Annotated in this window: 19 protein-coding genes; 4 read left to right on the top strand and 15 right to left on the bottom strand. The window is 58.3% G+C overall.

Annotated features, from left to right (window positions below; genetic code table 11):
* Positions 1 to 387: 387 nt before the first annotated feature.
* Together HLG82_RS01895 and HLG82_RS01890 are read right to left on the bottom strand one after the other, a co-directional pair.
* Positions 388 to 2,280 carry a hypothetical protein gene (locus HLG82_RS01895; RefSeq protein ID WP_193327059.1) on the bottom strand — a complete coding sequence of 631 codons (1,893 nt, stop codon included), beginning with the start codon at positions 2,278 to 2,280 and terminating at the stop codon, positions 388 to 390.
* The gene (locus HLG82_RS01890) at positions 2,277 to 4,850 is read right to left on the bottom strand and encodes a glycosyltransferase (protein WP_193327058.1); all 2,574 of its coding nucleotides are present in this window, start codon (positions 4,848 to 4,850) and stop codon (positions 2,277 to 2,279) included. Before HLG82_RS01890 ends, HLG82_RS01895 begins: the two co-directional genes overlap by 4 nt.
* Before the next feature lie 44 nt (positions 4,851 to 4,894).
* On the opposite strand from HLG82_RS01890, the gene HLG82_RS01885 reads away from it, so the two are divergent.
* Positions 4,895 to 5,161 carry a hypothetical protein gene (locus HLG82_RS01885; RefSeq protein WP_193327057.1) on the top strand — a complete coding sequence of 89 codons (267 nt, stop codon included), beginning with the start codon at positions 4,895 to 4,897 and terminating at the stop codon, positions 5,159 to 5,161.
* Here the strand turns inward: HLG82_RS01885 and HLG82_RS01880 are convergent.
* The 6 genes from HLG82_RS01880 to HLG82_RS01855 all read right to left on the bottom strand — a co-directional run bounded on the left by HLG82_RS01880 (position 5,148) and on the right by HLG82_RS01855 (position 13,199).
* A complete protein-coding gene (locus HLG82_RS01880) occupies positions 5,148 to 6,509 on the bottom strand; it encodes a glycosyltransferase family 4 protein (RefSeq protein ID WP_193327056.1) in 1,362 nt (453 codons plus the stop codon). The two genes, HLG82_RS01885 and HLG82_RS01880, sit on opposite strands and share 14 nt — an antisense overlap.
* Positions 6,506 to 7,753: an ABC transporter ATP-binding protein gene (locus tag HLG82_RS01875; RefSeq protein WP_216858957.1), complete on the bottom strand. Its 1,248-nt coding sequence runs from the start codon at positions 7,751 to 7,753 to the stop codon at positions 6,506 to 6,508. Before HLG82_RS01875 ends, HLG82_RS01880 begins: the two co-directional genes overlap by 4 nt.
* Entirely contained in the window at positions 7,750 to 8,583 is an 834-nt protein-coding gene (locus HLG82_RS01870; RefSeq protein WP_193327055.1) for an ABC transporter permease, read from the bottom strand. Before HLG82_RS01870 ends, HLG82_RS01875 begins: the two co-directional genes overlap by 4 nt.
* Before the next feature lie 12 nt (positions 8,584 to 8,595).
* Complete coding sequence (locus tag HLG82_RS01865; protein WP_193327054.1) at positions 8,596 to 9,897, bottom strand: nucleotide sugar dehydrogenase; 1,302 nt, start codon at positions 9,895 to 9,897, stop codon at positions 8,596 to 8,598.
* A 132-nt stretch (positions 9,898 to 10,029) separates the two neighbouring features.
* On the bottom strand, positions 10,030 to 12,036 hold the full coding sequence (locus HLG82_RS01860; protein ID WP_193327053.1) for a DUF6541 family protein: 2,007 nt from the start codon (positions 12,034 to 12,036) through the stop codon (positions 10,030 to 10,032).
* Positions 12,036 to 13,199: a glycosyltransferase family 4 protein gene (locus HLG82_RS01855; protein ID WP_193327052.1), complete on the bottom strand. Its 1,164-nt coding sequence runs from the start codon at positions 13,197 to 13,199 to the stop codon at positions 12,036 to 12,038. Before HLG82_RS01855 ends, HLG82_RS01860 begins: the two co-directional genes overlap by 1 nt.
* Positions 13,200 to 13,227: 28 nt before the next feature.
* On the opposite strand from HLG82_RS01855, the gene wecB reads away from it, so the two are divergent.
* Positions 13,228 to 14,295: a non-hydrolyzing UDP-N-acetylglucosamine 2-epimerase gene (gene wecB / locus HLG82_RS01850; RefSeq protein ID WP_193327051.1), complete on the top strand. Its 1,068-nt coding sequence runs from the start codon at positions 13,228 to 13,230 to the stop codon at positions 14,293 to 14,295.
* A gap of 54 nt (positions 14,296 to 14,349) precedes the next feature.
* On the opposite strand, the gene HLG82_RS01845 is transcribed toward wecB, so the two are convergent.
* From HLG82_RS01845 to HLG82_RS01835, 3 genes are all read right to left on the bottom strand, one after another.
* Positions 14,350 to 16,425 carry a DUF6541 family protein gene (locus tag HLG82_RS01845; protein WP_193327050.1) on the bottom strand — a complete coding sequence of 692 codons (2,076 nt, stop codon included), beginning with the start codon at positions 16,423 to 16,425 and terminating at the stop codon, positions 14,350 to 14,352.
* An 85-nt stretch (positions 16,426 to 16,510) separates the two neighbouring features.
* Positions 16,511 to 17,650 carry a glycosyltransferase gene (locus HLG82_RS01840; protein ID WP_193327049.1) on the bottom strand — a complete coding sequence of 380 codons (1,140 nt, stop codon included), beginning with the start codon at positions 17,648 to 17,650 and terminating at the stop codon, positions 16,511 to 16,513.
* Positions 17,651 to 17,660: 10 nt separating this feature from the next.
* The gene (locus HLG82_RS01835) at positions 17,661 to 19,247 is read right to left on the bottom strand and encodes an asparagine synthetase B family protein (protein WP_193327048.1); all 1,587 of its coding nucleotides are present in this window, start codon (positions 19,245 to 19,247) and stop codon (positions 17,661 to 17,663) included.
* A gap of 78 nt (positions 19,248 to 19,325) precedes the next feature.
* Between HLG82_RS01835 and HLG82_RS01830 the strand changes: the two genes are divergently transcribed.
* Together HLG82_RS01830 and HLG82_RS01825 are read left to right on the top strand one after the other, a co-directional pair.
* Positions 19,326 to 20,414: a glycosyltransferase family 4 protein gene (locus HLG82_RS01830; protein WP_193327047.1), complete on the top strand. Its 1,089-nt coding sequence runs from the start codon at positions 19,326 to 19,328 to the stop codon at positions 20,412 to 20,414.
* Position 20,415: 1 nt separating this feature from the next.
* The gene (locus HLG82_RS01825) at positions 20,416 to 21,492 is read left to right on the top strand and encodes a glycosyltransferase family protein (RefSeq protein ID WP_193327046.1); all 1,077 of its coding nucleotides are present in this window, start codon (positions 20,416 to 20,418) and stop codon (positions 21,490 to 21,492) included.
* Here the strand turns inward: HLG82_RS01825 and HLG82_RS01820 are convergent.
* The 4 genes from HLG82_RS01820 to HLG82_RS01805 are packed head-to-tail and all read right to left on the bottom strand — an operon-like array spanning position 21,489 to position 25,549.
* A complete protein-coding gene (locus HLG82_RS01820; RefSeq protein ID WP_193327045.1) occupies positions 21,489 to 22,808 on the bottom strand; it encodes a lipopolysaccharide biosynthesis protein in 1,320 nt (439 codons plus the stop codon). The genes HLG82_RS01825 and HLG82_RS01820 overlap by 4 nt on opposite strands.
* Positions 22,809 to 22,863: 55 nt before the next feature.
* Complete coding sequence (locus tag HLG82_RS01815; protein WP_193327044.1) at positions 22,864 to 23,850, bottom strand: Gfo/Idh/MocA family protein; 987 nt, start codon at positions 23,848 to 23,850, stop codon at positions 22,864 to 22,866.
* The gene (locus HLG82_RS01810) at positions 23,850 to 24,950 is read right to left on the bottom strand and encodes a DegT/DnrJ/EryC1/StrS family aminotransferase (RefSeq protein WP_193327043.1); all 1,101 of its coding nucleotides are present in this window, start codon (positions 24,948 to 24,950) and stop codon (positions 23,850 to 23,852) included. The genes HLG82_RS01815 and HLG82_RS01810 overlap by 1 nt, the downstream gene beginning before the upstream one ends.
* Positions 24,950 to 25,549 (bottom strand): acyltransferase, encoded by a 600-nt coding sequence (locus HLG82_RS01805; protein WP_193327042.1) that lies wholly within the window; start codon positions 25,547 to 25,549, stop codon positions 24,950 to 24,952. Before HLG82_RS01805 ends, HLG82_RS01810 begins: the two co-directional genes overlap by 1 nt.
* Between the last annotated feature and the right edge of the window lie 7 nt (positions 25,550 to 25,556).

Genomic DNA, 25,556 nt, shown 5'->3' with positions numbered 1-25,556 from the left:
ACGAGTTGTGCTATGGACCTTGCCTGTGAACTCGAGTAGCGCAACATCAGGTTCTCCCTCTTACGTCAGAGGCCTGCATGCTTGTAAGGCGCGTAAACTCATTCTCTTGTGCATTTGGCAAGATGCAACGGCATGACGACTCTTACAGTTTCTAAGGCTAGTTAGTCTTTCTTAGCAATTTACTTATATCGACTTTAATGTGAGGAATTCACAAGTCCTAGCTACACCAAAACGTAAAAGAATATCCCTAATCCGAACAGCAATAAAACGAGTGCTTTCGTATTTGCCTGATCAATGAAGGCGCCTACAACCTACTTCGAGAGATCATCGAAATCATTTGTTAACACAAAGTTAATTGTTCGATACAACCACGAGATCCGAGAAGCCCTACCTAGTCCGCTGGTAAATCCGATAATCTCCCACACGGTCGACGCTCAGGAAATTATCTTCGGCTTTAAACTTCTCGAAACCATCATGAGGCATGACGACGACGTCGATCGGGTAACGCTTCAGGATCTGTGAGAATACATGGTAGGTCTCCTCGGTGGGATCAGCAATGAAAGCGTCGTATGTGGACTGGGCGGCCATCCACCATTCAGGGTAGTCGGGTGAATCGGAAGAGCCGAAGCGCGTGATGGCAGAAATAGATCGCACGTGTGGAGCATACGTACGCACAACTGTAGCCACATAGTGACGTCGATGGCGAAGTTCTACCCATTCGGGCACGATCGCATCTAGGTTATGGCCTTGGGACATCTCCTCTAGCTTCTTGGACAGAGCAGCAGTGTCACTGGGCATGAGGAACGGATAGGATGCCATGGCTGAGAGCGTGCCAAATGGATTCCCGTAGGCCGGCACGGTCGAGGCCACTGACCCCACCCCCAACATGAATGCTAGGCCATAATGAAGCGCTGTGAAACGTCGCTCGGCGTACCTGGCCACGATCATTCCTACACACACCGCACCAGTAATGGTGAGGGTGTAGTAAACCGTTGTTTGAGCCCGAAGAGCCACAAAGTCGAACACCGAAGCCGTTTCGAATATGTCGTTGACCTCGGGAATAACCATGAAAGCCAATAGCCCAACGAAAATCAACACAACGCGCCTCAGCGGCGTCGTACGGAAGATGATGAGACCCGTAAGCAGGCTCAGGGCACTTAACCACAGTAAGGGTGAGGTTATATTACGCAGGACATTGGAAACAATCAGAGCGTCGATTTCAGGCTGATTGTTGACCGCGTACCCGGCAATGACCACGCCCACGGCGAGGCCGATGGTGGCGATGTACCTGCGACGGATACTCGTAGCTATAAAAGCGAAGAGGTAAGACAGCCCTGCAATGACGATAATCGGGGCAGCTGCAACTGCCTTCGAGATGAGCACTACGCCGATGACCATTGCCTGCGCAATCTCGCGCACACCAATGCGTTTAGCGTTTAGGAACGGGGTGATCATCCACAAAATACCCATGACGCGCACGATGCTACCGCCGTACCACATCGCCCCATTGAACTGCCATAAGTCTTGGGCAGAGAGCAAGCGCCAGGCATCCATCGACCGGAATTCAAAAGAGAGCAATAGCAAAATCGCGGATGTATATTGGGCCCATGAACGCTGCAAGTTCAAAAACGCACCGGTAGCCAGAGTTTCGGCAAACCACGCTACTGAAGCTGCAGCGAGCAGGTAGTGGAAGAAGTTCAGTACACCTCGCATAAAAAAGACAGGATCAATGTTCAGCGCGTAGATATAGACCGACATCTCCGCCTGGATGGAACTGAGATGGTAGGTGTTAAACGCCGCGGAGGTGTCAAGAAAACCCGTACCGTAGATCGTCGAGAATGGCTGGTCGAGATAGGGCAAAGTGGCGGATTTGACCAGATAGAAGCCATCATCGGTATGGTTATTGTTCCAAATCAAATCCGTTTGCAGGAGGTAAATTACCATCAGGGAAAATGCAATGAGAAAAAGGAAATAGCTTTCGCCCACAAGCCTTTTGATCCCCGGTCCTGAGTCCCACAAGCCCTCACGCTGCCAACGAACCACGGTGAATGCCACCGTTACTGCCATAACTGCAGAGACAGAACCGACAACGGCCAAAAACGGCGCTTGCAAGAGTTGCAGCGGCACTACGAGGAGAGCGACTAATAGGCTATGACCGATGTAGCCAACGACGAGGTTCGCTGCAAATCCGCCCGCATCCTTGCGCAGCGCCGCGCCGAAGCCATAAAACAGTGTCGTAAAGACAGCGAGGACAAAAGCGCCCAACACGTAACTCATCATTGTCCGACTCGTATCTTGGCGTACACCTTACGCATCGTCCCGCTAACACCATTGACACGCAGAGAATGGATGGTTTTCAAACTCGTCATCCGAACGACATCGACAGCCCTGTGACGCACCTTGGGCAATTCGTAACGTTCCATGATAGCCGCGGCCGCGAGCGCTGGCTCGTCGTCGAGGACCGGAGGGAAAGTTCCCCTATTCTTGTGTCCGTTCCTTTGGACGTGGCGCCATGCATTTACAAGGATTGTTTCATAAGCTCTGCCTTGCAGAATAGGCGATAGGGTCAACAGCGCAGCGCGTTTGGCACGCCGGCCGATTCGGGTACGCAACGCATCGTCGTCTATGAGCGAGGTAATCGCCGTTACCCATTCTTCGGGAGTTCGTGCCAAGAAGCCCGTCTGTCCATCGTCGATGGCTTCGCGGAATGGCTGGGAGGGGAATGCCACAGTCGGAGTCTCTACCAGCGCTGCCTCCAGCCACTTGATAGCTGATTTTGCCTCATTAAAGATCGAATCGGCTGTCAGCGGGGCAAGGCAGATGTCCAGGTCGCGCAGGTAGGCAGGAAGCTCATACCATGCTACGAAGGGAATCCGCACGATACGCTCCCAGTATGGTTCGAGCGCCGCGGTGGGTTCCACTAGTCCGCCAAGCCACAGCTCAACCTCTGGCCGACTCGCCAGCACCTGCGCCACTGCGCCTTCGATGGAAGCCCAATCGGCGTCATGGGTTTTCGTTCCTGAAAAGAAACCGATACGCAACGGCCCGGGCGTACGTTCACGATAAGTCTGTTCTTGACTGGCTGATCCGAGCAGGTGACCGATGCCGTTGGCAAATCGCTGGGCGGGCACTCCTAGGAGTCGCGCGCCCTCGCGTGAGACAGTTTGTGTCGATCCAACAAAGTAGTCACACACATCAAGAGTTGTACGGTACCGGTGTATGCCTCTCACCCACAGTTCACGCTCTTCCGTCGATAGGCTGTCAAGGTTATCGAGACTATCAACGATGTCGGGGTCAAAGATGAGGTCGTCAATATCGCCAAGGACGGGGACTATCCGCGGCAGGTTCTTGACCTGCGAGATAAGTTCAAGAACCTGGTTCGTCGCCGGGACTCGGTAGATGACCACCGCGTCAGCGCTAAGCACGGCCGCTGAAAGTCCCGGGTCGCGGTAATGCATGACCACAGTGGTCATGCCCCGCAATCTGAGTGCTTCTGCGGGCAGATGGGCCCGGTAACGCGCCATGGCCCCCTGGATCCCGACGACGAAAACCACCGTGCGGATCGCCCTGGCCACACCCGCGCGAACGATGGCCTCCGATTGGTCGCCGGGACCTTGCAACGCCGCAGGCTCTGGCGTCGCAGGCTCTGGGACCGTGACGGCCGGGGCGTGGTGGTCGATATCACGGAGGAGAGCGCGATAGTGCGCCTCGACGTCGTCGATCTGGTCCCTGACGCTCACAATCGGCGAGGCCGAGCCGTGTCCGAGGAGTTGAAAGGCCCTGCTCGGCTCGGACAGTTCCTCGATCGCCGCCCGCAGGTCGGTGACGCTTCCGGCTGCCACAATTCGCCCGTTATGTCCGTCAATGATGACTTCTTCAGGCCCGACCGAATCCGTGGCAATAACCGCCATTCCCGCCTTCAACGCCTCACGGGTGACGATCGAATGCGATTCACGCATGAGAGAAGGCAGGATCAAAACATCGTGATGGCCAAAGATCTGCGGCAAATCCTCCCGCCCGTAAGCGGGCTGGCTGCGGACCCAGGCCGGGAAGCCATCGTCGGGAGTGTTATACACATCGAGGCTTGTGCCTGGCGCGACCTCGGCGCTCGCGCACGCCTCGCGCAACACCTCGAAGCCCTTCATCGTGGCCTCCCCGCCCGTGTAAATGAAGCGGACCGGCCGGTCGACGGCGGTGCGGGCCCGCTCAAGTCCGACGAAGTCCACGCCATTTTCATTGACCGCGCTCTTGTGAGCAGGAACGCCATTAGCAATCATGAGGTCGCGGGCCGAGGCGGAGGGGAAGAGAATGAGATCAGCGTAGGTGAGCTGGTCGGCGAGCCAGCGATTGCGCTGGTCAAGATGCTTGCGCCCGGCGGCGCACTGGCAATTCGCAGCCGAGACCACCGGCGAACATGGTTTGTCCGCCTGATCAACGAGGAATTGACGAGCACATGACCACCAAAAATCGTGCATCGTCACGACAACGGCGCGCGCGTGACGCTGCGCGATCTTCAGAGCGCCAGCCCCGATCGTCTGGATGGAATGAAAATGCACCACATCCGGTTTAACCTCGGCCACAAATTCTTCAAAGGGGCCATACATGGCCGGATTGTCCACATTGTACACATCAAACCATGCCAGCGCATTGGAGTTGCCCACCCACCGCACGCGGATGTCTCCCTGCCACTCATCGGCGACCTCCCCAGGAGCTAGCCTATGGAGATTGCCAGCAAAAACGGAGCACTCGTGCCCGCGCGCTTGTAGCTCGGTGGCAAATCGCTGCGGGATGAGTGCACCGCCCGAAACAAAATCGGGCGGATAATGGGCGCTGACCTGAAGGATTCTCATACTACGAATGCTAACAGCTGGGATCAGGCACGTAGGATGGTGTTATGGCTGATATCGATAATAATCGCACGGAATCCGAAATCGCCGCACTTGAGGCACAGCTTGCGCGGGCCTATGCTGACATTGCTGAGCGTGACGACATCATCGTTGCCCTTACCAGAGCCCTTCGGGAAACGCAGACGAAACGCCTGCACATCCCCCGCTCAATCGCTGGACCGATCCAGCCCATCATCGACAAGCTACCCAAGCCACTTCGCAAGATTCTCGCGTCCATCTATCACGCACTTAAGAGGCTTGTTAGAAGCGAGTAAAACGCTTTCTGTTACGTGCAAGATAGCGCCTACCCTGAGCTATCGTCTTTCTTATTCCGTGCTCGTGCGCCAGCCGTAATGCCTTGCGCACGAGCACGGATGGGCTCGTCGGTTGTATGAGATTCGTGCCTTCTTCACGGCGTCCAAGCTTCCGATCCGCCGCCTCCCATGGGTCACGACAGTAGGCCACCAACGCCGCCAGTGCCTTATCCCAATGGAATTCCCGAGCAACATCAGACACCCGCTCAGCGCATGCAGCACATCCGACGTCGTCAGACAGGAGAGCACAAAAAGCTTGTGACATCGCTTCTACGTTTTGGGAGGGAACCGTTCTTCCCAATCCACGATCGGCGATAAGTTCGGCGAAATAATCACCTTCCGTGGCCACGATCGGCAGACCTGCCCATAGATAGTCAAGCATGCGGGTTCGGAAGGAAAAGTCGGTCTCCAGGCCGGGAAGGTGCGCGGACACCGCTATGTCAGCCTCGAGGAGGTAGTTATGACGATCCGAATACTCCACCCATTCTTCGTTGAAGAATACGTGCTTGCCGGTGAGGCCCATCTCGTCGGAGAGTGCGCGCGCATCCCGCAACATCTGCATCTCGGGCACATCCGGGTTTGGGTGTTTAGCACCCATGAAGAGCAGACGAATGTTTGGCACAGTCTCACGGACACGGTCAACTGCACGGATAACCGTGAGAGGATCGAACCAGTTGTAGACCCCGCCTCCCCAAACGATCACTTTGTCGTCGTGTGCGATACCGGGGATGATTCCGCGTATCGCCGGCCGGGTCTTCGACGGCGGCGTCGACTGGATTCCAAAAGAGCCCACGTCAATCAGACGGCGCAATTGGGGATCGTCGTCGTAGGTGAGTGGGTTAACGCGCCCGAGGGCAGCGAGATGACCCAGCCATAGGTCACGTTGCTTGTTCGACGCACACAGGAAGAAGTCTCCCCCACGCACCTGCAAGTTGAGCTCGGCCAGGGAGTGGTCGAGCGCCCGAATGCGTTCGTCCATCGGATGGAAGCGCTCGACCTGGAGGGATTCGATATGGAAGGGGTCATACAGGTCGACGACGAGTTTGAAATTGCCGTTCGCCAGCCATGGGAAGGTCTTGATGAGGTAGCCCTGCATGATGACGACGTCGGGCTGGCCCAGCTCGCGTCGGAAATCCTCCACGCGCGTACGGCGAAGGGAGAAAGTCTCCCCTTCGCGTTCGACCGCACCGAAGGTGAAGACCTCAACCTCATGATCGGAGCTGAGAACGGTGGCCATCTCCCACACGCGGATCGCCGGGCCGGCCATCCGCTGCCCGAAGGTGTCGAGCGTGATGATCGCAATTATCATGAGATCTCCAGATACGGCTTTCCTGGGCGTCCCCAGTAATCCTTTTCGTCACGCCCGGGCATCGACCAACGTCCGTCAAGGATCATGTATCCGCCCGATTCGAATGGAATCCCATTTCGTACAGCCAAACGCGCGGCCTCTCGCACGTAGTCGTAAACGTGTTCCGTCGTTGTATTTACAACCGAGCCATCGATGGTATAGAGACCAGGGTGGAGCGTCAGATTAGGAATACGGCAGTCAACCGTTCCTTCTCCCTCGATATATTCCACTCCAAATCTCAAATCGCGGGTGTTATTTCCCCACAAATACGTTCCGTCGTTAGCCAGGAGAGAGAAACCAAAGACAGGCTGGTCTATTCTCTGGAAAGCGTGGTAGTGAAGCCGGAAAACAGTCTCCGCCCCCGTAGGCAAAGATCCCGTGACAGGATCGCCATCCCCGTGCAAGATCTCCACCTTTGTCACGCGAACCTCGCCACTTCCCCATCGGACCTTCCCCACTTCGTCGCCGTCGGCAAAATAACGCGTCGAATCGTCGTAGGCATCCAAAACGGGGTCAGCATCTCCGGCCATCTGTAGTTTGCCGTTTTTAATCCACGCTGCCCTGTCCGCCATTTGCTTGAGCTGAGGGACCGAATGAGACACGACGATCACCGTTCTTCCCTCATGTTTGAGGTCAACAAATTTCTTGATGCACTTCTCTTGGAAGGAGGCATCTCCAACGGCAAGGATCTCGTCAACAAGAAGGATGTCCGGCTCGGTATGGATCGCCACCGAGAAACCCAGACGCACATACATGCCCGAGGAATAGTTTTTCACGGGCTGGTCAATGAATTCTTCCACACCCGAAAATGCAATGATCTCATCGAGGCGAGAGTCAATATCAGCACGCGTCATACCTAGAATCGACCCATTAAGGTAGATATTGTCTCGACCAGACAGTTCCGGATGGAAACCCGACCCGACTTCAAGCATGGCAGCGATCTTGCCATGGCGAGTGATCGTCCCTGAATTAGGCACCAATATCTTCGCGATGCATTTGAGCAACGTGGACTTGCCCGATCCGTTATCGCCCACAAGCGCGAAAGTGGATCCTTGCGGGATCTCAAGGGAGATGTCATCAAGAGCAACAAACTCCTCGTGCACTGACCGGCGCCCCCGCATAACTGCCGACTTCAACGAGTTGTTACGTTCCTTATAAATCCTGAATGATTTGCGTACATGACTGACGCTAACTGCCTGACTCACAGCACCTCCGCCAAATAGTCCTGACGCTTGGTGAACGTCCGCCAACCCCACACGAACGTGAGAAGCGAAACCGCGGCAAGGATGCCGAAGGTCGACCAGTTAGGCCACCGCCCGTCGTACATCAGGTTGCGGAAAATCTCCGCGAAGTGCACAAACGGGTTAATGTTATAAAGGTGGATGATTTCGATTGACCCTATGAGAGGGCCGATCGAATCAGAAAGCTCGCGCACATAAGTCACGGGATAGACGATCGGTGAGGCATAAAAGCCTAGCTGGAAGAAGATTCCCACAAAGTGCTGCACGTCGCGAAAATAAACATTGGCAATCGAGGTGAAAAAACCCACACCGGTTGCAAACAGCGCCAGCATGATCGCTGTGACCGCCACGAGTGGAACATAGATGATGATGTTTGACCCCACCACCAAAATCGCCACCATAAGAATGGCGAGTTCAAATGCATGCTGGTACACCGCTGCAAAAGTGTTAGATATAACGAGGACCCAACGCGGGAAATAGACCTTCTTGATGAGGTTTTCATTCCCGGTCACCGCAGACATGGAGCCGTTGACGACGTTCGAAAAGAAAGTCCATGGCAACAGGCCACACATGAGCCACAGAACAAACAAATTCACGCCGGATGGATTGCCGGGAGCTACATTGACGCGAATAACGATCGCAAAAACGAAACTGTAGACAATCATCAGTGCCAACGGGTTGGCAAGGGACCACAATTGGCCAAGGGCAGTACGCTTGTACTTGCCCTTGACCTCTCGTAGCGTCAGGTTACGTAACAGCTCCTTGGAGCTACGTAGTGTTGTAATACTCGTCAAGTGCTGCCTTCTTTAACGAGCTTCGGCGTCGCCAATGACGAGGCGTGGGGTTCCTACCCACAGCGCCGGATCAGTAACGCGGCGGCCGTCGAAGATGACCTTGATGTCGGGGAAATCTGCTGGCGTGACCGTCTTGTATTCGGCGTGGTCGGCCTGCACGATGGCGGCGGCCACCTTTTCGCCGAGGCGGTAGGCATCCCAACCAAACGCGGCGAGTTCCTCATCGGTGTACATCGGGTCGTGGACCTTGACCTCGGCCCCCTTGGCGCGCAACGCGTCAACCGTGGCGAAGACGCCAGAAAACGCCGTCTCCTTCACGCCACCGCGGTAGGAGGCGCCGAGCACGGCAACTTTCTGTCCGGTCAGGTCACCGAGAAGCGACTCGACGCGGCCCACCACATACTCGGGCATGCCGGCGTTGTACTGGCGAGCGGTGCGAACGATGGATGCATCCGGGTCGGTCGACAGGTACAGGCGCGGGTATACCGGAATGCAGTGGCCACCGACAGCGATGCCTGGACGGTGAATGTGGGAGTAAGGCTGGGAGTTGCAGGCGTCGATCACGCGCTGCACATCGATGCCCTCGGAATCGGCGTACACGGCGAACTGGTTGGCGAGGCCAATGTTGACGTCGCGATAGGTGGTCTCCGCCAACTTGGCCATCTCGGCAGCCTCCGCCGAGCCCATGTCCCACACGCCGTTTTCGCGCGGCAGATCAGGGCGCTCGTCGAACGTCAAGACAGCCTCATAAAACTCGATGGCCTTCTTGGTGCCTTCCTCGGACAGGCCTCCGACGAGCTTCGGGTAACGGCGAAGATCTTCGAAGACGCGGCCGGTCAGCACGCGCTCCGGGGAGAAGACGAGGTGGAAGTCCTTGCCTTCCTTCAGCCCGGAAATCTCCTCGATCATCGGCTTCCAACGCCCACGCGTGGTGCCGACGGGAAGCGTGGTCTCGTAAGAGATGAGCGTGCCCGGCGTCAGGTACTCGGCCAGCGACTTGGTGGCCCCATCCATCCAGGCAAAGTCCGGCTTCCACGTCTCGTCGTTGACGAACAGCGGAACGACGAGCACGACCGCATCCGCTTGCGGGATCGCCTCGGCGTAATCGGTCGTTGCGCGGAGCTTGCCTGCGGGAACCAGCTGACTGAGCTTGTCCTGGAGGTGGGCTTCGCCGGGGAAAGGTTCGGTGGCTTCGTTGATGAGACGAACGGTTTCCTCGTTCACATCAACGCCGATAACCTCGTGCCCCATATCGGCAAACTGGACGGCGAGCGGAAGTCCGATCTTGCCCATGGCAACGACTGCAATACGCATTGGTTCTCCTTTAGAACTCCAATTTTCCTAGATGTAGCTTACCCGACTAGATCCTTGATGATGACGTTGCTGACTAACTATAACCGCTCGCACACTGGATACCTCAACATCCACCCAATAGCCTTGGTCGTGCTAAGAGCGCCGTTGGGCTTCTTCAGCCTTTTCACTAAACCTCGCGGGTGTGATGAGAGGATGACGACGTCGTTGCGTGTCCCACCAGTTAACGGCTGGAGCCGCATCGCACATGGTGATCTTCCATAGCGTGCCGCGTTCAGTAGTGGCGACTTTAGTGAAGCCATGAGAGGTATCAACTGCGTAGAAAGCAGGCCAACGTAAAGATCGCGCACGCTTTTGAAAGACAAAATCATCAACCTGATAGAAGTAACCGATACCGTAGTGGGACAAGACCGAACAAACAGAAGGGTCAGTATGAATCTCATCAAAATAGGCGACGAGGTAAGTTCCATCCCGGTCAACTGCCGTGCGATTCACCTGGGTATAAACGGTATCAACTCCAGATACAACCGGAGCATACCCCAGCCCTGAGGCGGGGTCACCTAAAACAAGGGATCCTTTAGGCACATAGCTGTCGAGGTGTGAGAAAAAGTCGTAGTCCGCCTGCGTCATCATTTTGGTCTGACCGATGGGTGGCTGGCCCCCGTTGTGATACAGCACTAGTTGCATCCCGGTAGCGATAAGAGTGAGAGAACTGGCGAGCACAATGAACTTTTTCCTTGATTGGGCACCAACCTTTGCCAGGAATGCTGCAACAATGGTGGCCGTAAAGATCGTCTGGATGGCGAGAAGTCGCTTAGGGTCGTGGTACCAAATTCCAGCGGCGTGGGAGAAGATATTGCCATCAACATAGGCACCAAATACGAGGAGCCACTGCGCGAACCAAGCCAGCACCACCCAGCGGATCGGCGCGCTCTTCCACACCGAACGCACGCAGATAACTACAAAAACTGCCAAAATAAGTAGAACGAGAGCTCCCACAATCGGCACAACCAATGGCATATCAGCCAAGCTCATTCGTAACGTGGCCCAGCGTTCAGCGGTGCTCCACTGCCGCGGGTGTTTACGTAGAAGGTAACCACGTACGATGGGATGTGCACACAAGAGGCTGATCGCCAGCACCAACATTATAGTTACACTGAACACGCGTCGACGCTGTAGCGGACTCCCATGATGCCAGGTGACGCCGAGCGCGTAGAGACAACCTGGCACTAGGGACCAAAGAACAGAGAAAACAGCCGATGGGTGAGTTAGCCCTAGACCCCCCATGAGGATGAAGAGGATAAAAGCGGATCTCGCGGCCATCCATAGGCTCCCTGAAGAAGAAAACTGACGCCAAGCGAGAACAATTAGGCCCAGCACGGCAGGCACCTGGGTGAAAGCCAAGGCATTAGGCCAAAACCCTCGAAAAAGGATCAAGAAGGTGGGGAAATAAACAAGGCATGCGGAAATAAGCGGAACGAGTAGCGCTGCATGGCGAGGAAGGGTGACGCGTGCAAAGAAACCAATTGAGCCCACCCAAAGCAGGGGAAGGACAAGATACGCGAAGGCATGGGAAGCGACGATCGCTGTGCTTCCATCAGCGACAAGAGCGATGATAGCGTGCCAGGTCGCTGGATAAGTGGTTGCGATAGTCTGAATACCGTAGTTGGCTTGCATCGCACCAAGTATCGAAGCGTCACCATGGTGATGGATGGCATGGATGGCGTTGTAATGGAACATCGGGTCGGCTTGTGCACTTGGCATCCCGAAATCAATTAAGACAACCGCCGGTAGCACGAGAACAGCCACGGCGACGCACGCCAAACCCGTGTCTGCCCACGACCACCTTGCCGACCAGCACTCGGCTGCCTCTGAGTGATTGCGCCAACCTATCATTTTGGCCAGTGCGTCTAAGGTCACCGCAACAAGTGTCACAGCTAGGAAGGCATATCCTACATGTGCCAGTTGCCAGCGCACACCCATGACATGGAACGCCAAGCTGACGACGCCGACAAATGCGAGCGTCATCCCCGGGGCGGCTACTAGGGCGATGGCGGGCCTTACGTGTATGGTCCGCGCCAAAAGGTAGCCGGGTCCGACGACCAGCACAAGCAGTGCAAGGGCGAAGGCGCCAACTATCATTAACGCATTGCTTTCTCAACACCGCCGTATGCGGCGCGGGCTGTGGCTGCTAGCGAATGGTGGTCGATTACCCATTGACGCAAGCGGACTCGCTCCCGTGTATCTCGGGGAGCTCGCACAACCGCAAGCATGGCGGCCGCGACTGCGTCCGCATCGTAATCGACAACTTCACCTAAGTTCGCACTGGCAATTGGCCCACGTAGCGGTCCAGGACCTGCGTAAACGACAGGAGTTCCGGTCGACAAAGCAGAATACACTTTCGTGGGCATTGCGAAATCGTACCCCAACCCAGGTTTGATTGAGACAAGTGCGCCTGCAGCGTGCCGTTGCCACGCTGCAGCTTCTGCCTGCGCAACACGTCCAATTTGTGTCACGACGCCCTCAGGCATCTCTTGCGCAATCTGTGCAATTGTCTGCGACGAGCTTCCCTGACCGAGGTAACAGAGCTTCACGTCAGGTTCCTCCCGGTGGACAATCTTCATCGCTTTGGCAAACACATCGGCACCTTGCCACTCTGAGGCCGTCCCTGCGTAAACAAAATAGCGCACACCAGGACGGGGATCTGCCTCAGGGCCCTCGAGGGTGAACACGTCGGTATCAATACCATTGGTAGCCACGGTGATATGGGCGACGCCTAACTGGCGGAGACGATCAGCTACGGCATCGGAAACTGTGATTACCTCAGTTGCCCCCCTCATCGCCCACGTCTCCACAAAGCGTAGCAATTTGACGACGGGCTTGGGTGCGGACGAATCAGCCGCATCCGACCAGATATCAGCCGCGTAGTAAACATAGGGTATTCTCCGGATCGCTGCCGCGATCCGTGTGAAGAAACCCGTTGTTGGTGGCGGCTCACAGATGATTACATCAGGACGCTTCATGACCAGCAGACGGAAAAAGAGCGGAATGTCAAAACTCATGTATTGGGCATAGCCTCGTACATAGCCCTCGGAGTCGCGCAGCACTGGGGCACGACGAACGGTGATTCCGGGCTCGGACAGAGTATCGGGGACAGCTGATGGCGCCGTCGTCGTGAGAACGTCAACCGTTCCGCCACGGCTGACAATCTCCCGGGCGAGCGCGCGCAACCGGAAGCTTGCCGCGGCAGGTTCCGGTGTGAAAATTCTTGATGCGATGACGGCCTTCACAGTTCCCTCACTCATTATCGGCTAATGCCGTTATTATGTCACTATGCAGATTCTAAGCGTCGTCGGCGCACGTCCCCAATTCGTTAAACTCGCCCCCATTTCTCACGAATGCGAGCGTGTGGGCATCACTCACACTATCGTCCATACAGGTCAGCACTATGACCCGCTCCTATCGGACGTATTTTTCGCTGAGCTGAACATCCCAGCGCCCGATGAACACCTCGGCGTCGGCTCGGGCTCACATGGCCTCCAGACGGGCGCCATGCTCAGTAAGCTTGATGAGATTCTTGACAAGTACCGCCCGGACTGGGTCCTCGTTTATGGAGACACTAATTCGACCCTCGCGGCAGCCCTCAGCGCGGTTAAACTCCACTACCCGATCGCCCACCTCGAAGCCGGCCTGCGCTCGTTCAACCGCGCGATGCCCGAAGAACACAACCGTGTTCTGACCGATCACGCCGCAGACGTCCTGCTCGCTCCCACCCAGGTCGCCGCCGATCATCTCGCTCACGAGGGCTTGGCCGAGCGCACCGTAGTTGTCGGTGACGTGATGACGGACGTGTTGCTCGAAGAACTGTCCAAGCTCGATCCTAGCCATTCCCCGGTTGCCGTCGAGCTCGGCTTGGCTGCCGGTTCCTACCTGCTGGCCACCATCCACCGCGCCGAGAACACCGACGATCCGCAGCGCCTGGCTGCCATTATTTCCTCCCTGCAGCAGGCTCCGGATCCGATCGTTATCCTTGCCCACCCTCGCTTGGTGGCTAAGTGTGCCGACCATGGGCTCCCGCTCGAGGGCGGTAACCTCCGTGTCCACGCCCCGCTCCCCTACGCCGATCTCCTCGCGAGCGCCATGCACGCCAAGGGGATCGTCACCGACTCGGGCGGGCTGCAGAAGGAAGCGTTCCTCATGCGCGTGCCGTGTACGACCGTGCGCACCGAGACCGAGTGGGTCGAGACGGTCGAGTTGGGCTGGAATGTGTTGGCCGAGCCTGGACAGCAGCTCGCTGAAGCAATCGCGCGCCCGCGCCCGGCCGCTACCGAGGCCGCCCCTTACGGCACCGGCGACGCTGCCCAAAAGGTCGTCGCTGAGCTGATCAAGCGTGCTAAGTAACTTGTAATAGTGCTGAGCCTCGCGGTCCTCCGCGGGGCTCAGCACTATGCCGCCTTACCAGATCGAGGGCTGGCCGGGCAGCGCCTCGTATCGGGCAGACGCCGGGGCTGGCCACTTTTCCGGCTTCCACGTCGGGTCATAGCACATGTCGATTGAGTAGATCGCGGCGGTTCCGCCCCGATCAACAAATGTAAAGCCCTTTTCTGTGTCAACCTGGTACAAGCCTGGCCGGCGGGCTGCCGTATAGCTCGAGTTGTACCAGCCCGGACGATCCTTATAAAAATGAGTAATACCGTATTGGCGTACGATTTCGCACACGCGCGGGTTGTAATGGATTTGGTTGAAGCGCTCGGCAAGGTACTTGTCATCTTGACCCTGTTCAAGGCCGGGATATGGCCACACCACACGTCGGTTCGATGCAATCTCGATCAGCGATGCGCCGGCAGCCGGATCACCAAGAATATAGGAATCCGCGGGTAATTGTGCGGCCCGTTTGATGAGCGCGATCTCGGGAGCGCTGGCGAGGAATCGGACTCCGCGTGAGGTTGGGTAAACCATTTCGTAGGAAGCCTGCGCATTGGCGCGATATGAGACCGAGGTCAGCGCCACGAAAACGAGAGCCGACGCCCCAAGGCTCACCGTTGTCGTGTGCAGGACGCGCCGCTTGCGAGAAAGCCATTTCATCCACGTTGTGGCAGCAACCGCCACCATCGGTACGAGGAAGACTGCCTCTCCCACAAGCCCACGGGTGGGGACGTTGTAATATAGCGAAGTTAACCGGTTGAAAATAGGCATTGGAATGTAGCATGCCAACACCACTAGGACTTGGGCGCCCCATGCGATCACCAATAAACGGTAGCGGCGCGTGCGCCAAACCGTCAGGGCCGCGAATGAGGTCACGATGAAAACGGCAATGTAGAATACAAAATTCTCAAGGCCACCACCAGGTGAATACATCGTCGCAGTCGCTATCAGCTTGGTCGGCAGGCCCGAGAAGGAAACTTGCGGCAAGCGATGTAGCTGGAAGAGCGAGGCGTACGCCGAGGTGTAAACCAGCTGGGGCATAGCGATGAGAAAAAACACCGCTCCTCCCCATGCACCGAGACGATAGCGGTCACATCCCTCATGACGCCATTCTTTCCACATATGGCGGGCGGAATAGATAAGTGCCCACAGCCACACCGCCACAGCGACAGGAAGGAATGTCGAAGGATGAAATACCAACAGGCCCAGGGCAGGTATCGTTCGCAAAGCTACCATGGCCACGGCGCCGAGGCGCGAGCGCTTCCACAAAGGTGTTATAGTCGGCGCCTCACGGACTGCCACTGCCAGCACTCCAGGCATGAGCGCCATTCCCACTACGAACGGCCACAGAGTGGTGATGAGTTCAAGACGAATGAGTGCCATGGGCACGAGTCCCGAAGCAGCCAAAGCCCACCACGTCGCAGCTCGATCCTTCGTCAGTGCCCAGGTCAGCGACATGATGGAAAAAATCCATAAAACCGGCGCGACAATCAGCATGACGTTGGCCGTAACTAGAGCCTGGCTTGCCTGTGGGGTGACCGTAGCAAGAAGGGCATGCCACGCCGTTGGATAAAAACCTGGTGATGGATTGAGCCCCATCATCCCGGCACTTGCCATCAGCGGTGAAGCTAGGCCATCACCGATCATTTTCCATAGCAGACCAATGTGGAACTGGGAATCGCCGCCTTGAATAAGTCCGTTTGGCGGGACGGTTCTAAGAATGGGGAGTGCTGCAATCAGACCAAAAATGAGTGCGGGCAAAGCCAGTTGCCACAAGGACGGTGGTGATTGCACTGGCTTATGTCCAGGCTCATAAGGAATCGACACAACGGCACCCAGACGGCGTCGGACTAACATCGTCGCCGTGAACACAAAGCCAAGAAGCACCGCATATCCGATAAGTGCGTTCCACGGCGTCCATGCCACACCCAAAATACCGTAAAGCAGACTCAGCAACCCGACCGCACCGGCACTCCATGCAGGTGCGATCGCTACGCGAAGAATCAACGTTTGACGGTGAACAATCTGCGCAAGAATGAAACCTGGGATATAGAATACAGCAAGTATCGCGGCAAACCGCGGGATCTCAGCCAGCCATAACGACATCTTCCCTACCTTTTCTATCGGCCTCACCCATTATCGCGGAACGATCCGGGAGGACTATAGCAAGACCTACAAAAGGTGACTGACCTCAAAGGCCAGAGATGCCCCGATAAATCTCTGCCGTCCGAGTCGCGTAGACGTGGGCACTGACGCGGCTCATCGCGGCCGCTCGCACCGAGTTCCGGCCGAACGCCCCGGCCTTCTTCGCTCCGATCATGTCCGCCATGGCGCGGGCGAGCGCACCGACGTCGTCGACGGGAACTACCATACCCATCTCTTTCGTCACTTGGAAGGTTCCGCCGTCGGTGGCTGAGGCGATCGAGGCCGTGCCGGTCGCGTGTGCCTCGGAAAAGACCACGCCGCCTGCCTCTTGCGCTGAGAACAGGACGTGACAGTCCGCGTTGGCCATGAGGGCCGGCACGTCAGAACGTGCCACCTCACCCAGAAAGGTCACAGCTTTGCCCACTCCGAGTGCGCAGGCGACCTCACGAACCTGGGCAACACGATCGGCCTTTCCACCCCCAACAAGCAACCGGGCTTGTGGATATTGCCGATGTACCTCAGCGAAGGCACGCACGGTCTCCTCCGGGCGTTTGTTGCGGTCGAGCATGGACATGTGGAGAAAGACGAAATGGTCGTCCTCGCCACGCTCTCGCTCCACCTCGATGAAGGCTGGTGAGACCGGTAGTGGGAGCGCCTCAAAGTCGAGGCCATAGAAGTCGGTCGCTCGCCTTGCCATTCCCGCAGAGACGGTCAGGCGGAATTGGGTGCGCGAGACAGCCCTCGAGATCGCCGCGAGCCGCGGACCCGGTGAGCGCTCAAGCGAGGACGGGCGATGCTCGGTGATGCCGAAGGGGACTCCCCAATGGTCGGCGAGGGCGCGGGCAAGGAGCAGGCCCGGGAAGACGGAGTGGGCGTGGACGACGTCGGGACGCCCGTGAGCCACCTCGTAGGCCGCGGCTAACGGCTTGGCGTAATGGTCGATGAGCCCCTGGTCACCAGGAACGACCCCCTTGGGAAGCACGGGGACGGCACGGCGCAAGACTCGACCTTCATCGCTCCTCTCCACCGCACCCGGTTTGCCTTGCCAGAACGAATGAGGGTCAAGAGCTAGGACACCAACCTCAAGCCCTGCCTCACGTAACATCTGAACCTGTTCAGCAAAAAAGCTCCCGTTCAAAGGATGATCAACACTCGGATACCACGACGGCGTCCACACAACATGCATGAGACCTCCCCTATTCCTGCGGAACCACGGTCTGACCCGGGACCCATTCGTTAGCAAGGAACAGCTCCGCGTAAATACCGAGCGTGCGCTGCCCACGAATCAAACGCATGTCGTACTGATATTGCTTGAGGCTGCCCGCGAGCGCTTCGAAAGCCATCGGGTGTCGCCGCTCGGTGCGGATGCGGGCTAGGTCAAGCACCAAATCGAGGATGTGGAGGGAGCTGAGAGCAGCCTTGATCTTTCGCTTACGCTCCGGCTCAATCGTTCCCACACGGGTCGTAAAGTAAGTCAGCTCGCTGGAGAACGCGCGGCTAAATTCCTCGTTGATGAAACGAACATAGTAGTGGCGGTCTTCGGTGTGGAGAGCTTGTGGGGCAGACAGCCACGCATCCCACGCATCCGCCGTGAGCATAGGCAGGGCCCAATCGAATCCAAAATGCTCATATCCACGCATCGAGTTGTTGATGTAGCGGGCCTGACGGGTCAACAGGTTAAGTTCGACCAACGCCTTCGAATTGTGGGCCCGATCCCCCACTTTCCAGTTTTCCTCAAGGAAAGAGCGCAATCTCTGACGCAACGACAAGGGGAGCTCTCTGGCATGTTTCTTGCCCTGTAGATGGAAATGGTGTTCGGTAAGCAGGTCCATTGCTCCATCGATAGAGACGGAGTGGCCGGCAAGGATATCATCGCCGTGCTCGTTACCGACGATCGTATGTCCGGGCAAGACGATCGCATCCGCGGCGACGTCGGGATCGTTGCGAAGCTCGTGGAGGGCGTACCAGTCTTGGATATGCGGCAGTGACTCCCCGCTCCACGCATCTTTAAGAAATTCTCCGGTTTGAGGTTGGACCCAAAGCTGGTGAACCTTAGCCCGGTCAAGCTCAATTGCCTTCCAAGTATACCCCGCTGCGCGCGCGACCTCCTGGGAGATGCACACTTCGGCAGATCCAGGGGTTCCATAGGTGAAAGCGAGGACGTTCTCGGCACCGGCAGCGCGCAAAGCCAGCATGATGAGGCGTGAATCGGCGCCGCCTGACAGTGGTACAAGTAGCTGACGTTTCGTCTCCGCCAACGGCTTGAACTGATCCACGACGACGTCGTAGAAAAAGCGCATATACTCCATCGGATCGGCGTCGGATTCCACGTAAGATGTGGGCATACGGTAAGTGTCAACGAGCTGGCCGGTGTTGAGGTCCACCACGCTACCCGCCTGAACAGAATAGACCTCCTCAATGAGGGTCTGGGGGCCCAACAGGTATCCACCGTGAGTAAACTCGGCTGCTGCGATGCTGTTACGCCGCGGAGCGCTCATATCTTCCAACAGAGCCGTAGGCGTAGAGGAAACGAGCAATTCGGCGTCGTGGGTGTAAAGAATAGGGAAGCTACGCAGATTGTCAGTAACACCGAAAACGCCGTGCTCATTACGCACCACGGCGACCCAGTGACCACGCTGTGCCATCGCCCAATCTCTAAGGCTATCCGTGTCGACGTCGACTGGTTGCGTGCCCAAGTTAGCCCGCCACGACACACGGCCCACACTCAGATCGTGAGAATTCCACAGGTCACCGTCAACGAGCATCATAATTTCTCCGACCATCTTCAAGCTTTTTGGGCAATTCTAACGGAGTCGGGGAACAATTCCGAATACTCAGATGCCGATGGTAGGTTAATGTGCATGCGTATTGTGATGGTCACGCCGTGGTTTCCGACGAGAAAAAACCCCAGTTCGGGCTCCTTCGTCCTCAAAGATTGTCAGGCGCTCATCGCCGCAGGCGTGGATCTGAGCGTCGTCCACCTCGTCGCGCCACACGTTGACGACCGCACCCGTGCGGTCATGGTGGACGGCGTGCGCACCGTCCGCATTCCGATGGCCACCAATAACCCGTTCTCCATCGCCCGCGCCCGGATCGCATTGAGCACGCATATCGCTGCCGCCGACGTCGTTCACACGCAAGCCATTTCGGCCATCGAGCCCTTCGCTGTACGCGGCCCTGGCAAGCCATGGGTACACACGGAGCATTGGTCGGGCATTTCCAACCCCCACAACCTTTCGCCTCTGTGGCGCAAGATCCAGCCGGCTCTCAAGCAGCTTGAGCACCTGCCCGACGTCGTCATCGCGGTTAACGATTATCTCGCGCGCCCGATTCGGGACATTCGCGGCTCAAAGCCGGTTCGCATTATTCCTTGCCAGGTTCCGACCCCCGCCCAACTTGTCCCTCGGCGCAGCGAGCGCGAGGTGCTCCACCTGGTGTCCACGGGCGGTTTAGTGCCGGGAAAACGGCCGCTCGTGGCGGTGCAAACGGTTCGCGAGCTGCTGGACCGGGGGCGCGATGCGCGCCTCACGTGGCTCGGGGATGGCCCCCTGCGTCCCGACGTCGAGGCGCTGGCTAGCCAGCTCGGGGTGACGGTGATTCTTCCCGGTCACGTATCGCCGAGCGAGGTGCAGATGCGCCTGGGCGAGTCCGATATGTTTCTTGGTCCCTCCGAAGGCGAGAACTTTTTCGTATCGGCCGCGGAGGCGATTGTCAACGGCCGGCCGCTCGTTGTCGGCGCAACCGGCGGACACCGCGAATACATTGATCCGGCCGTCGGAGAGCTCGTTGACAGCGCCGACCCCGCGGATTATGCGGACGCGATTGTCAGGGTAGAAGATAAGACGGATAGCCTGACTGCGGAGGATATCGCGGCCACGATTGGCGAGCGCTTCTCTGCCGCAACAGTTGCCCGGTCCTACATTGATCTCTATGCTCGCCTAGGAGCCTGATATGCCAGCGATGATTTTTCATGCGCCCTATCCGCTTAACCCTCACTCGGTGTTCGCGTCGGCGATCAGGCCGCCCAAGATGAAGGCCGCATTTGTTGAGGCAGGCTACGAGGTCTTCGACCTCACGGGTACCGCAGCCGAGCGAAAGCGAAAATTCAAGGTACTTAAGGCTGAGATAGCCGCGGGGAAGATCTTCGACTTCATGTATTCCGAATCGGCAACGATTCCGCCGATGATTGGGGACCCCAACCACGTCCCCCACCTCTTCATCGACGCCATGATCTTCTCCTGGCTGAAGAAGCACCATATTCCGCAATCGGTCTTTTACCGCGACATTTATTGGCGTTTTGACGAATACGTCAGGCGCGTCGGGCGCCCTATGGCAGCTGCAATCCGCCCACTGTACCGGGCCGAGCTGGCCCTCTACCGCCGGTACATGTCCACGGTCTACCTGCCCTCGATGCAGATGGCTGACGAAATCCCAGAGCTGGAAGGCGCTCGCGTTGACGCCCTTCCCCCGGGCGGCACGAATCTTGACCTCGCCGTCCCCAGCCGGCCGCTTCACCTGTTTTACGTCGGCTCGGTGGGCCCCCTCTACCAACTTCACGAGCTGATAGAGGCGGTAAAGAAGACCCCAGAGGTGACCTTCACGCTGTGCACATCGAAGGAGCTATGGGATCGGGTGAGCGGCGAATACGACGTGTCCGGCCACTCCAACATCCGCATTGTTCACCGTAGCGGCCCCGAATTGCTCGAGCTGTACGCGCAGGCCAATATCGCCGTCAACGTTGTAGCCCCGAGCCATTACCGGGACTTTGCGGTGCCGGTGAAGCTCTTTGAATACGTCAACTACGGCAAGCCGATTCTTGCGAGCGACCACACCCTCGTCAGCCAGATGGTGGAGGCGAACGATTGGGGCTGGGTGGTCAACAACGACCGCGACTCCATCGAACGCACGCTCAAGGACCTGGCTGCCAACCCGGGCAAGGTAGAGCGGGCCACGGCCCGCGTCGAGGCTGATCGGGTGCACCACACGTGGCTCGCCCGGGCACGCAAGGTGGCCGCTGACCTCGCTTAGCCTCGGGCTCGCTCAATCCTCGGGCTCGCTCTATCCTCGGGCTCGTCGTTAATCTGCCGGCGATCGAATCTGTAGGAAGCGAGCGCGGCAAGGACGAGCATCAGTGCAAGCAGCGCCGCGTTCACGAGCGACATGACCCAGATGGTGATCAGCATAGGCCACGGCGAGAAGGCGAGGACCCCGAGGGTCGCGGCGGTGTAGACCACCGAGAAGGCTAGCATCCAGTTTTGGGTATCAGTCACGATGAAGATGTTCGAAATAGGCGATGTCATCACCAGCATGAACATCCACGGAGTGATGGCCTGCGCGAAGTAGCCGGCCTGGTCCCACTGCGGCCCAAAGACAAAGGGGAAAAGCCACGGGGCGGCGATGCCCAGCGCGAGGAAGGGCAAGAATCCCGCCATGCCCAATTTCTTGACGGCCTGCCGGACGAGCGGCGTCATCTCACCGGGGCGAATCGTGGCAAGCCTCTGGAAGAAGACCTGCGTGACCGAGGCCGTGATGAAGCCCAGTGGCACCTGCATCATGCGGGCGGCCTGCCCGTATTGGCCGACGACATTCGCGCCCGCCAGGCCAATAATCATGACGATTCCGTTGCTTCGAACGCCGTCAACCAGCGCAGTCGGGCCGTTATAGACCGGCATCCGCCAATAGCGCTTGGCCATCTCCCCCACCGTCGGTGCCTCGGACATGTCCGTCTGGTCACCTCTGGCCTGGTAACTCAAGAAGATGAGGGCGAGGAGCTGGCCCACGATCGTCCCTACCAGGAGGCCACGGAAGTCGGGTAGCCACACGTAGATGGCGAGCTGGAAGAGCGCCACTCCGGTTGTCTGAAGGACGCGGTTGAGGGCGATCACCTTGTAGCGCGTCTTGCGCGTATACCAAAACTGCAGGTTGGCCACCTGCGAGGTGAGGTAGGTGAGGATACCCACCGTCCACATCCAACGCCCGAGCGCGGCCGAGCCGTAATAGTTTGCGAACCACTCAGACATCGCCACCAGCACGCCCGCGCTCACGAGCGAGACGACGAGGATCGAACGCGTGGCGAGCCTCATGAGGACGCGGGCTTCGGAATCGCGCTTGGGCAGGACGATCGCCAGGTCGTAACGGGCGGAGGCGACGGTGACGAGGACAGCCACAATCGCCTGAATGATGGCGAAAAGGCCGAACGCCTCCGGCGAGTATAGCCAGGCCAAGGGAATCGCGAGCACGATTCCCACTGCCTGCGCGGCGGCCGTCCCGGAAACGAGGGTCAGGACGTTCTTCAGGAAGGGCCGCGATTCGAGGCTTGTGATAAGCCGGCGGTAACGCATCATTGATTCAGGCTAACAGGCCGGTGCCCCGGCCTGAAAAATCGGGGCACCTGGCGGACTAGAACGCGATGGTCTGGCCATCGTTGGCGGCCGAGTCAAGCATGGCGTGGACGACCTCCATCGTAGTCAGCGCCTCGCGCATCGTCACGTGCTCGCTGGACGTGCCGAGGATCGCATCGCGGAAGTGCTCGTGCTCGACGGCGAGCGGCTCGCGCTTTTCAAACGCGTACCGGATGACCTGCCCCTCGGAGACGCCCCGGAAGGCGGAGATCTGATCCCAGCCCAGCGGCAACGAGCCGTTCTCGAAGAACGTCAGGTCTCCCATGGTCGTATCGGCCACGAGCGCTCCATGCTCGCCGAGCACCACGGTCTGCCGCTCCTTGTAGGGAGTCAGCCAGTTGACGAGGTGATTGACCAGCACACCGTTGGTCAGCTTGCCCGACGCCGTCACCAGATCTTCGTACTGCCGGCCAGCTCGATGCGCTGTTTGAGCCGAGATGGTAGCGTACTGTGCGCCCGCAACCCAGGCCGTCAGATCGACGTCGTGAGTGGCCAGGTCCTTGACCACACCGACGTCGGCAATGCGGGCCGGGAAGGGAGACTGGCGACGCGTCGTAATCTGATATATCTTGCCCAGCTGCCCCTCGGCGATCCGGCGGCGCATCTCCAAGAGCGCCGGGTTACACCGCTCAACGTAGCCGACCGCGCCGACGAGACCTGCTGATTCGAACGCATCGACGAGTGCCTTGCCCTCCTCGATCGTGGAGGCAAGCGGCTTTTCTACCATCGTGTGAACCCCGGCGGCGGCAAGCTTGAGAGCCACCTCGGCGTGCTGGCCGGTCGGGACGGCCACCATGGCGGCGTCGATCCCGGCGTCAATCAGCGCATCGACGTCGGGCAGAACCTCGAGATCGCCGGCCACTCCAAACTTGTCACCATAAGGATCGGCGACGGCGACGAGCTCGGCACCTTCCAGGGCGCGAATGTTGCGCGCGTGGTGGCGGCCCATGGAACCCAGGCCGATCAGTCCGTAACGTAGAGTCATTAGGCACCGGCCTTGACGACAGCGTTGACGGCCTCGACGATACGCTCGAGGTCTTCTTGGGTGAGCGAGGGGTGAACCGGCAGGGAGATAACCTGCTTGGCCGCGGCCTCGGTGTTGGGCAGCTCCAGGCCCGGAGCATAATGGGCCAGCGAGGGCAGGCGATGGTTCGGGATCGGGTAGTACACGCCGCAGCCGACCTTGTACTCCTCGCGCAGGGCGTTGGCGAAGCCGTCGCGATCGTCCTCAACTCGGATAGTGTACTGGTGGTAGACGTGCACGGCGCCCCCGGCCACCCGCGGGGTGAGGACGCCCTCGAGATGGGCGTTGAGGAACGCGGCGTTCTCCTGACGCGTCTTCGTCCAGCCCTCGAGCTTACGCAGCTGGACGCGACCGATCGCGGCGTGAATGTTCGTCATGCGATTATTCAGGCCCACCAGTTCGTTCTGGTACTGGACCTCCATGCCCTGGTTGCGAAGCAGGCGAGCCCGGCGGGCGATCTCGGGATGCTTCGTCGAGATCATTCCGCCCTCTCCGGAGGTCATATTCTTGGTTGGGTAGAGCGAGAATCCCGCAAAGGAGCCGAAGGTGCCCACCATCTCGCCGTGGAGCGAGGCGCCGTGGGCCTGGGCGGCGTCTTCGAAGATCTGAAGGCCAAACTCGTCGGCGATCTTGCGAATCTCGGTCATGTTGGCCGGGTGACCGTAAAGGTGAACCGGCATGATGCCCTTGGTGTGTTCGGTGATCGAGGCCCGGATCGAATCGGGATCGAGGCAGAAGAAGTCAGGCTCGATATCGGCGAAGACCGGCGTGGCGCCCGTCAGCGCGACCGAATTACCTGTTGCAGCAAAGGTGAACGAGGGAACAATAACCTCGTCGCCCTCACCAATGCCGGAGGCCAGCAGGCCAATGTGGAGGGCAGAAGTGCCGGAGTTGACTGCGACGACCTGCGCGCCCGGGGTCAGTTGCGCAGAAAATTCTTCCTCGAAAGAGGCGACTTCAGCGCCTTGGGCAAGCATGCCCGAAGCGAGAACCGCATCAACGGCAGCACGCTCCTCGTCGCCCACGATCGGCTTGGCAGCCGGAATCATTGCTCGTTCCATTACTTAACAACCTTTCGGATTGTGTTTGAAAATTCTTCGTAAGTATCGCCGGTGGCCGGACATAACCACGTACCATCGCCACGATCTTCCAGCTTGACCCCTGCATGGCCCACCCAGCCCAGCTGTTTGGCGGGGACGCCAGCCACAAGTGCGTGCGGGGCAACGTCTCGGGTCACCACCGAGCCGGCCGCCACCAGCGACCATGCGCCAATCGTCACGGGAGCCACGCACACCGAGCGCGCGCCCACCGCAGCGCCGCTTTCGATCGTGACGCCGACCTGCTCCCAGTCAGATGCTGACTTCAAGGTGCCGTCAGGGTTGATCGCGCGCGGGAAATGATCGTTAGTCAGAACGACGGCGGGACCGATGAAGACGCCGTCGGCGAGCGTGGCGGGTTCGTAGACGAGGGCGTAGTTTTGCACCTTGCAGTTATCGCCCATGGTGACGCCCTCGCCAATGTAGGCGCCGCGGCCAATCACGCAGTTGCGACCGATGACCGCATGCTCGCGCACCTGCGCCAAATGCCACACGCTGGTCCCGTCCCCGATTTTTGCCTCATTCGACACATCCGCCGATTCGACGATTCGTGCGTTCGCCATCCACATC

The sequence above is a fragment of the Trueperella pecoris genome (assembly GCF_014926385.1).
GTDB lineage: Bacteria > Actinomycetota > Actinomycetes > Actinomycetales > Actinomycetaceae > Trueperella > Trueperella pecoris.
The sequence above is the reverse complement of the archived record's forward strand: the minus strand, read 5'-3'. Positions and strand labels throughout refer to the sequence as shown.

Bases quoted from the DNA above. Each gene is read 5' to 3' on its own strand.
- HLG82_RS01895 (WP_193327059.1), bottom strand. From the start codon at position 2,280: ATGATGAGTTACGTGTTGGGCGCTTTTGTCCTCGCTGTCTTTACGACA.
- HLG82_RS01890 (WP_193327058.1), bottom strand. From the start codon at position 4,850: ATGAGAATCCTTCAGGTCAGCGCCCATTATCCGCCCGATTTTGTTTCG.
- HLG82_RS01885 (WP_193327057.1), top strand. From the start codon at position 4,895: ATGGCTGATATCGATAATAATCGCACGGAATCCGAAATCGCCGCACTT.
- HLG82_RS01880 (WP_193327056.1), bottom strand. From the start codon at position 6,509: ATGATAATTGCGATCATCACGCTCGACACCTTCGGGCAGCGGATGGCC.
- HLG82_RS01865 (WP_193327054.1), bottom strand. From the start codon at position 9,897: ATGCGTATTGCAGTCGTTGCCATGGGCAAGATCGGACTTCCGCTCGCC.
- HLG82_RS01860 (WP_193327053.1), bottom strand. From the start codon at position 12,036: ATGATAGTTGGCGCCTTCGCCCTTGCACTGCTTGTGCTGGTCGTCGGA.
- HLG82_RS01855 (WP_193327052.1), bottom strand. From the start codon at position 13,199: ATGAGTGAGGGAACTGTGAAGGCCGTCATCGCATCAAGAATTTTCACA.
- wecB (WP_193327051.1), top strand. From the start codon at position 13,228: ATGCAGATTCTAAGCGTCGTCGGCGCACGTCCCCAATTCGTTAAACTC.
- HLG82_RS01845 (WP_193327050.1), bottom strand. From the start codon at position 16,425: ATGTCGTTATGGCTGGCTGAGATCCCGCGGTTTGCCGCGATACTTGCT.
- HLG82_RS01840 (WP_193327049.1), bottom strand. From the start codon at position 17,650: ATGCATGTTGTGTGGACGCCGTCGTGGTATCCGAGTGTTGATCATCCT.
- HLG82_RS01835 (WP_193327048.1), bottom strand. From the start codon at position 19,247: ATGGTCGGAGAAATTATGATGCTCGTTGACGGTGACCTGTGGAATTCT.
- HLG82_RS01830 (WP_193327047.1), top strand. From the start codon at position 19,326: ATGCGTATTGTGATGGTCACGCCGTGGTTTCCGACGAGAAAAAACCCC.
- HLG82_RS01825 (WP_193327046.1), top strand. From the start codon at position 20,416: ATGCCAGCGATGATTTTTCATGCGCCCTATCCGCTTAACCCTCACTCG.
- HLG82_RS01820 (WP_193327045.1), bottom strand. From the start codon at position 22,808: ATGATGCGTTACCGCCGGCTTATCACAAGCCTCGAATCGCGGCCCTTC.
- HLG82_RS01815 (WP_193327044.1), bottom strand. From the start codon at position 23,850: ATGACTCTACGTTACGGACTGATCGGCCTGGGTTCCATGGGCCGCCAC.
- HLG82_RS01810 (WP_193327043.1), bottom strand. From the start codon at position 24,950: ATGGAACGAGCAATGATTCCGGCTGCCAAGCCGATCGTGGGCGACGAG.
- HLG82_RS01805 (WP_193327042.1), bottom strand. From the start codon at position 25,549: ATGGCGAACGCACGAATCGTCGAATCGGCGGATGTGTCGAATGAGGCA.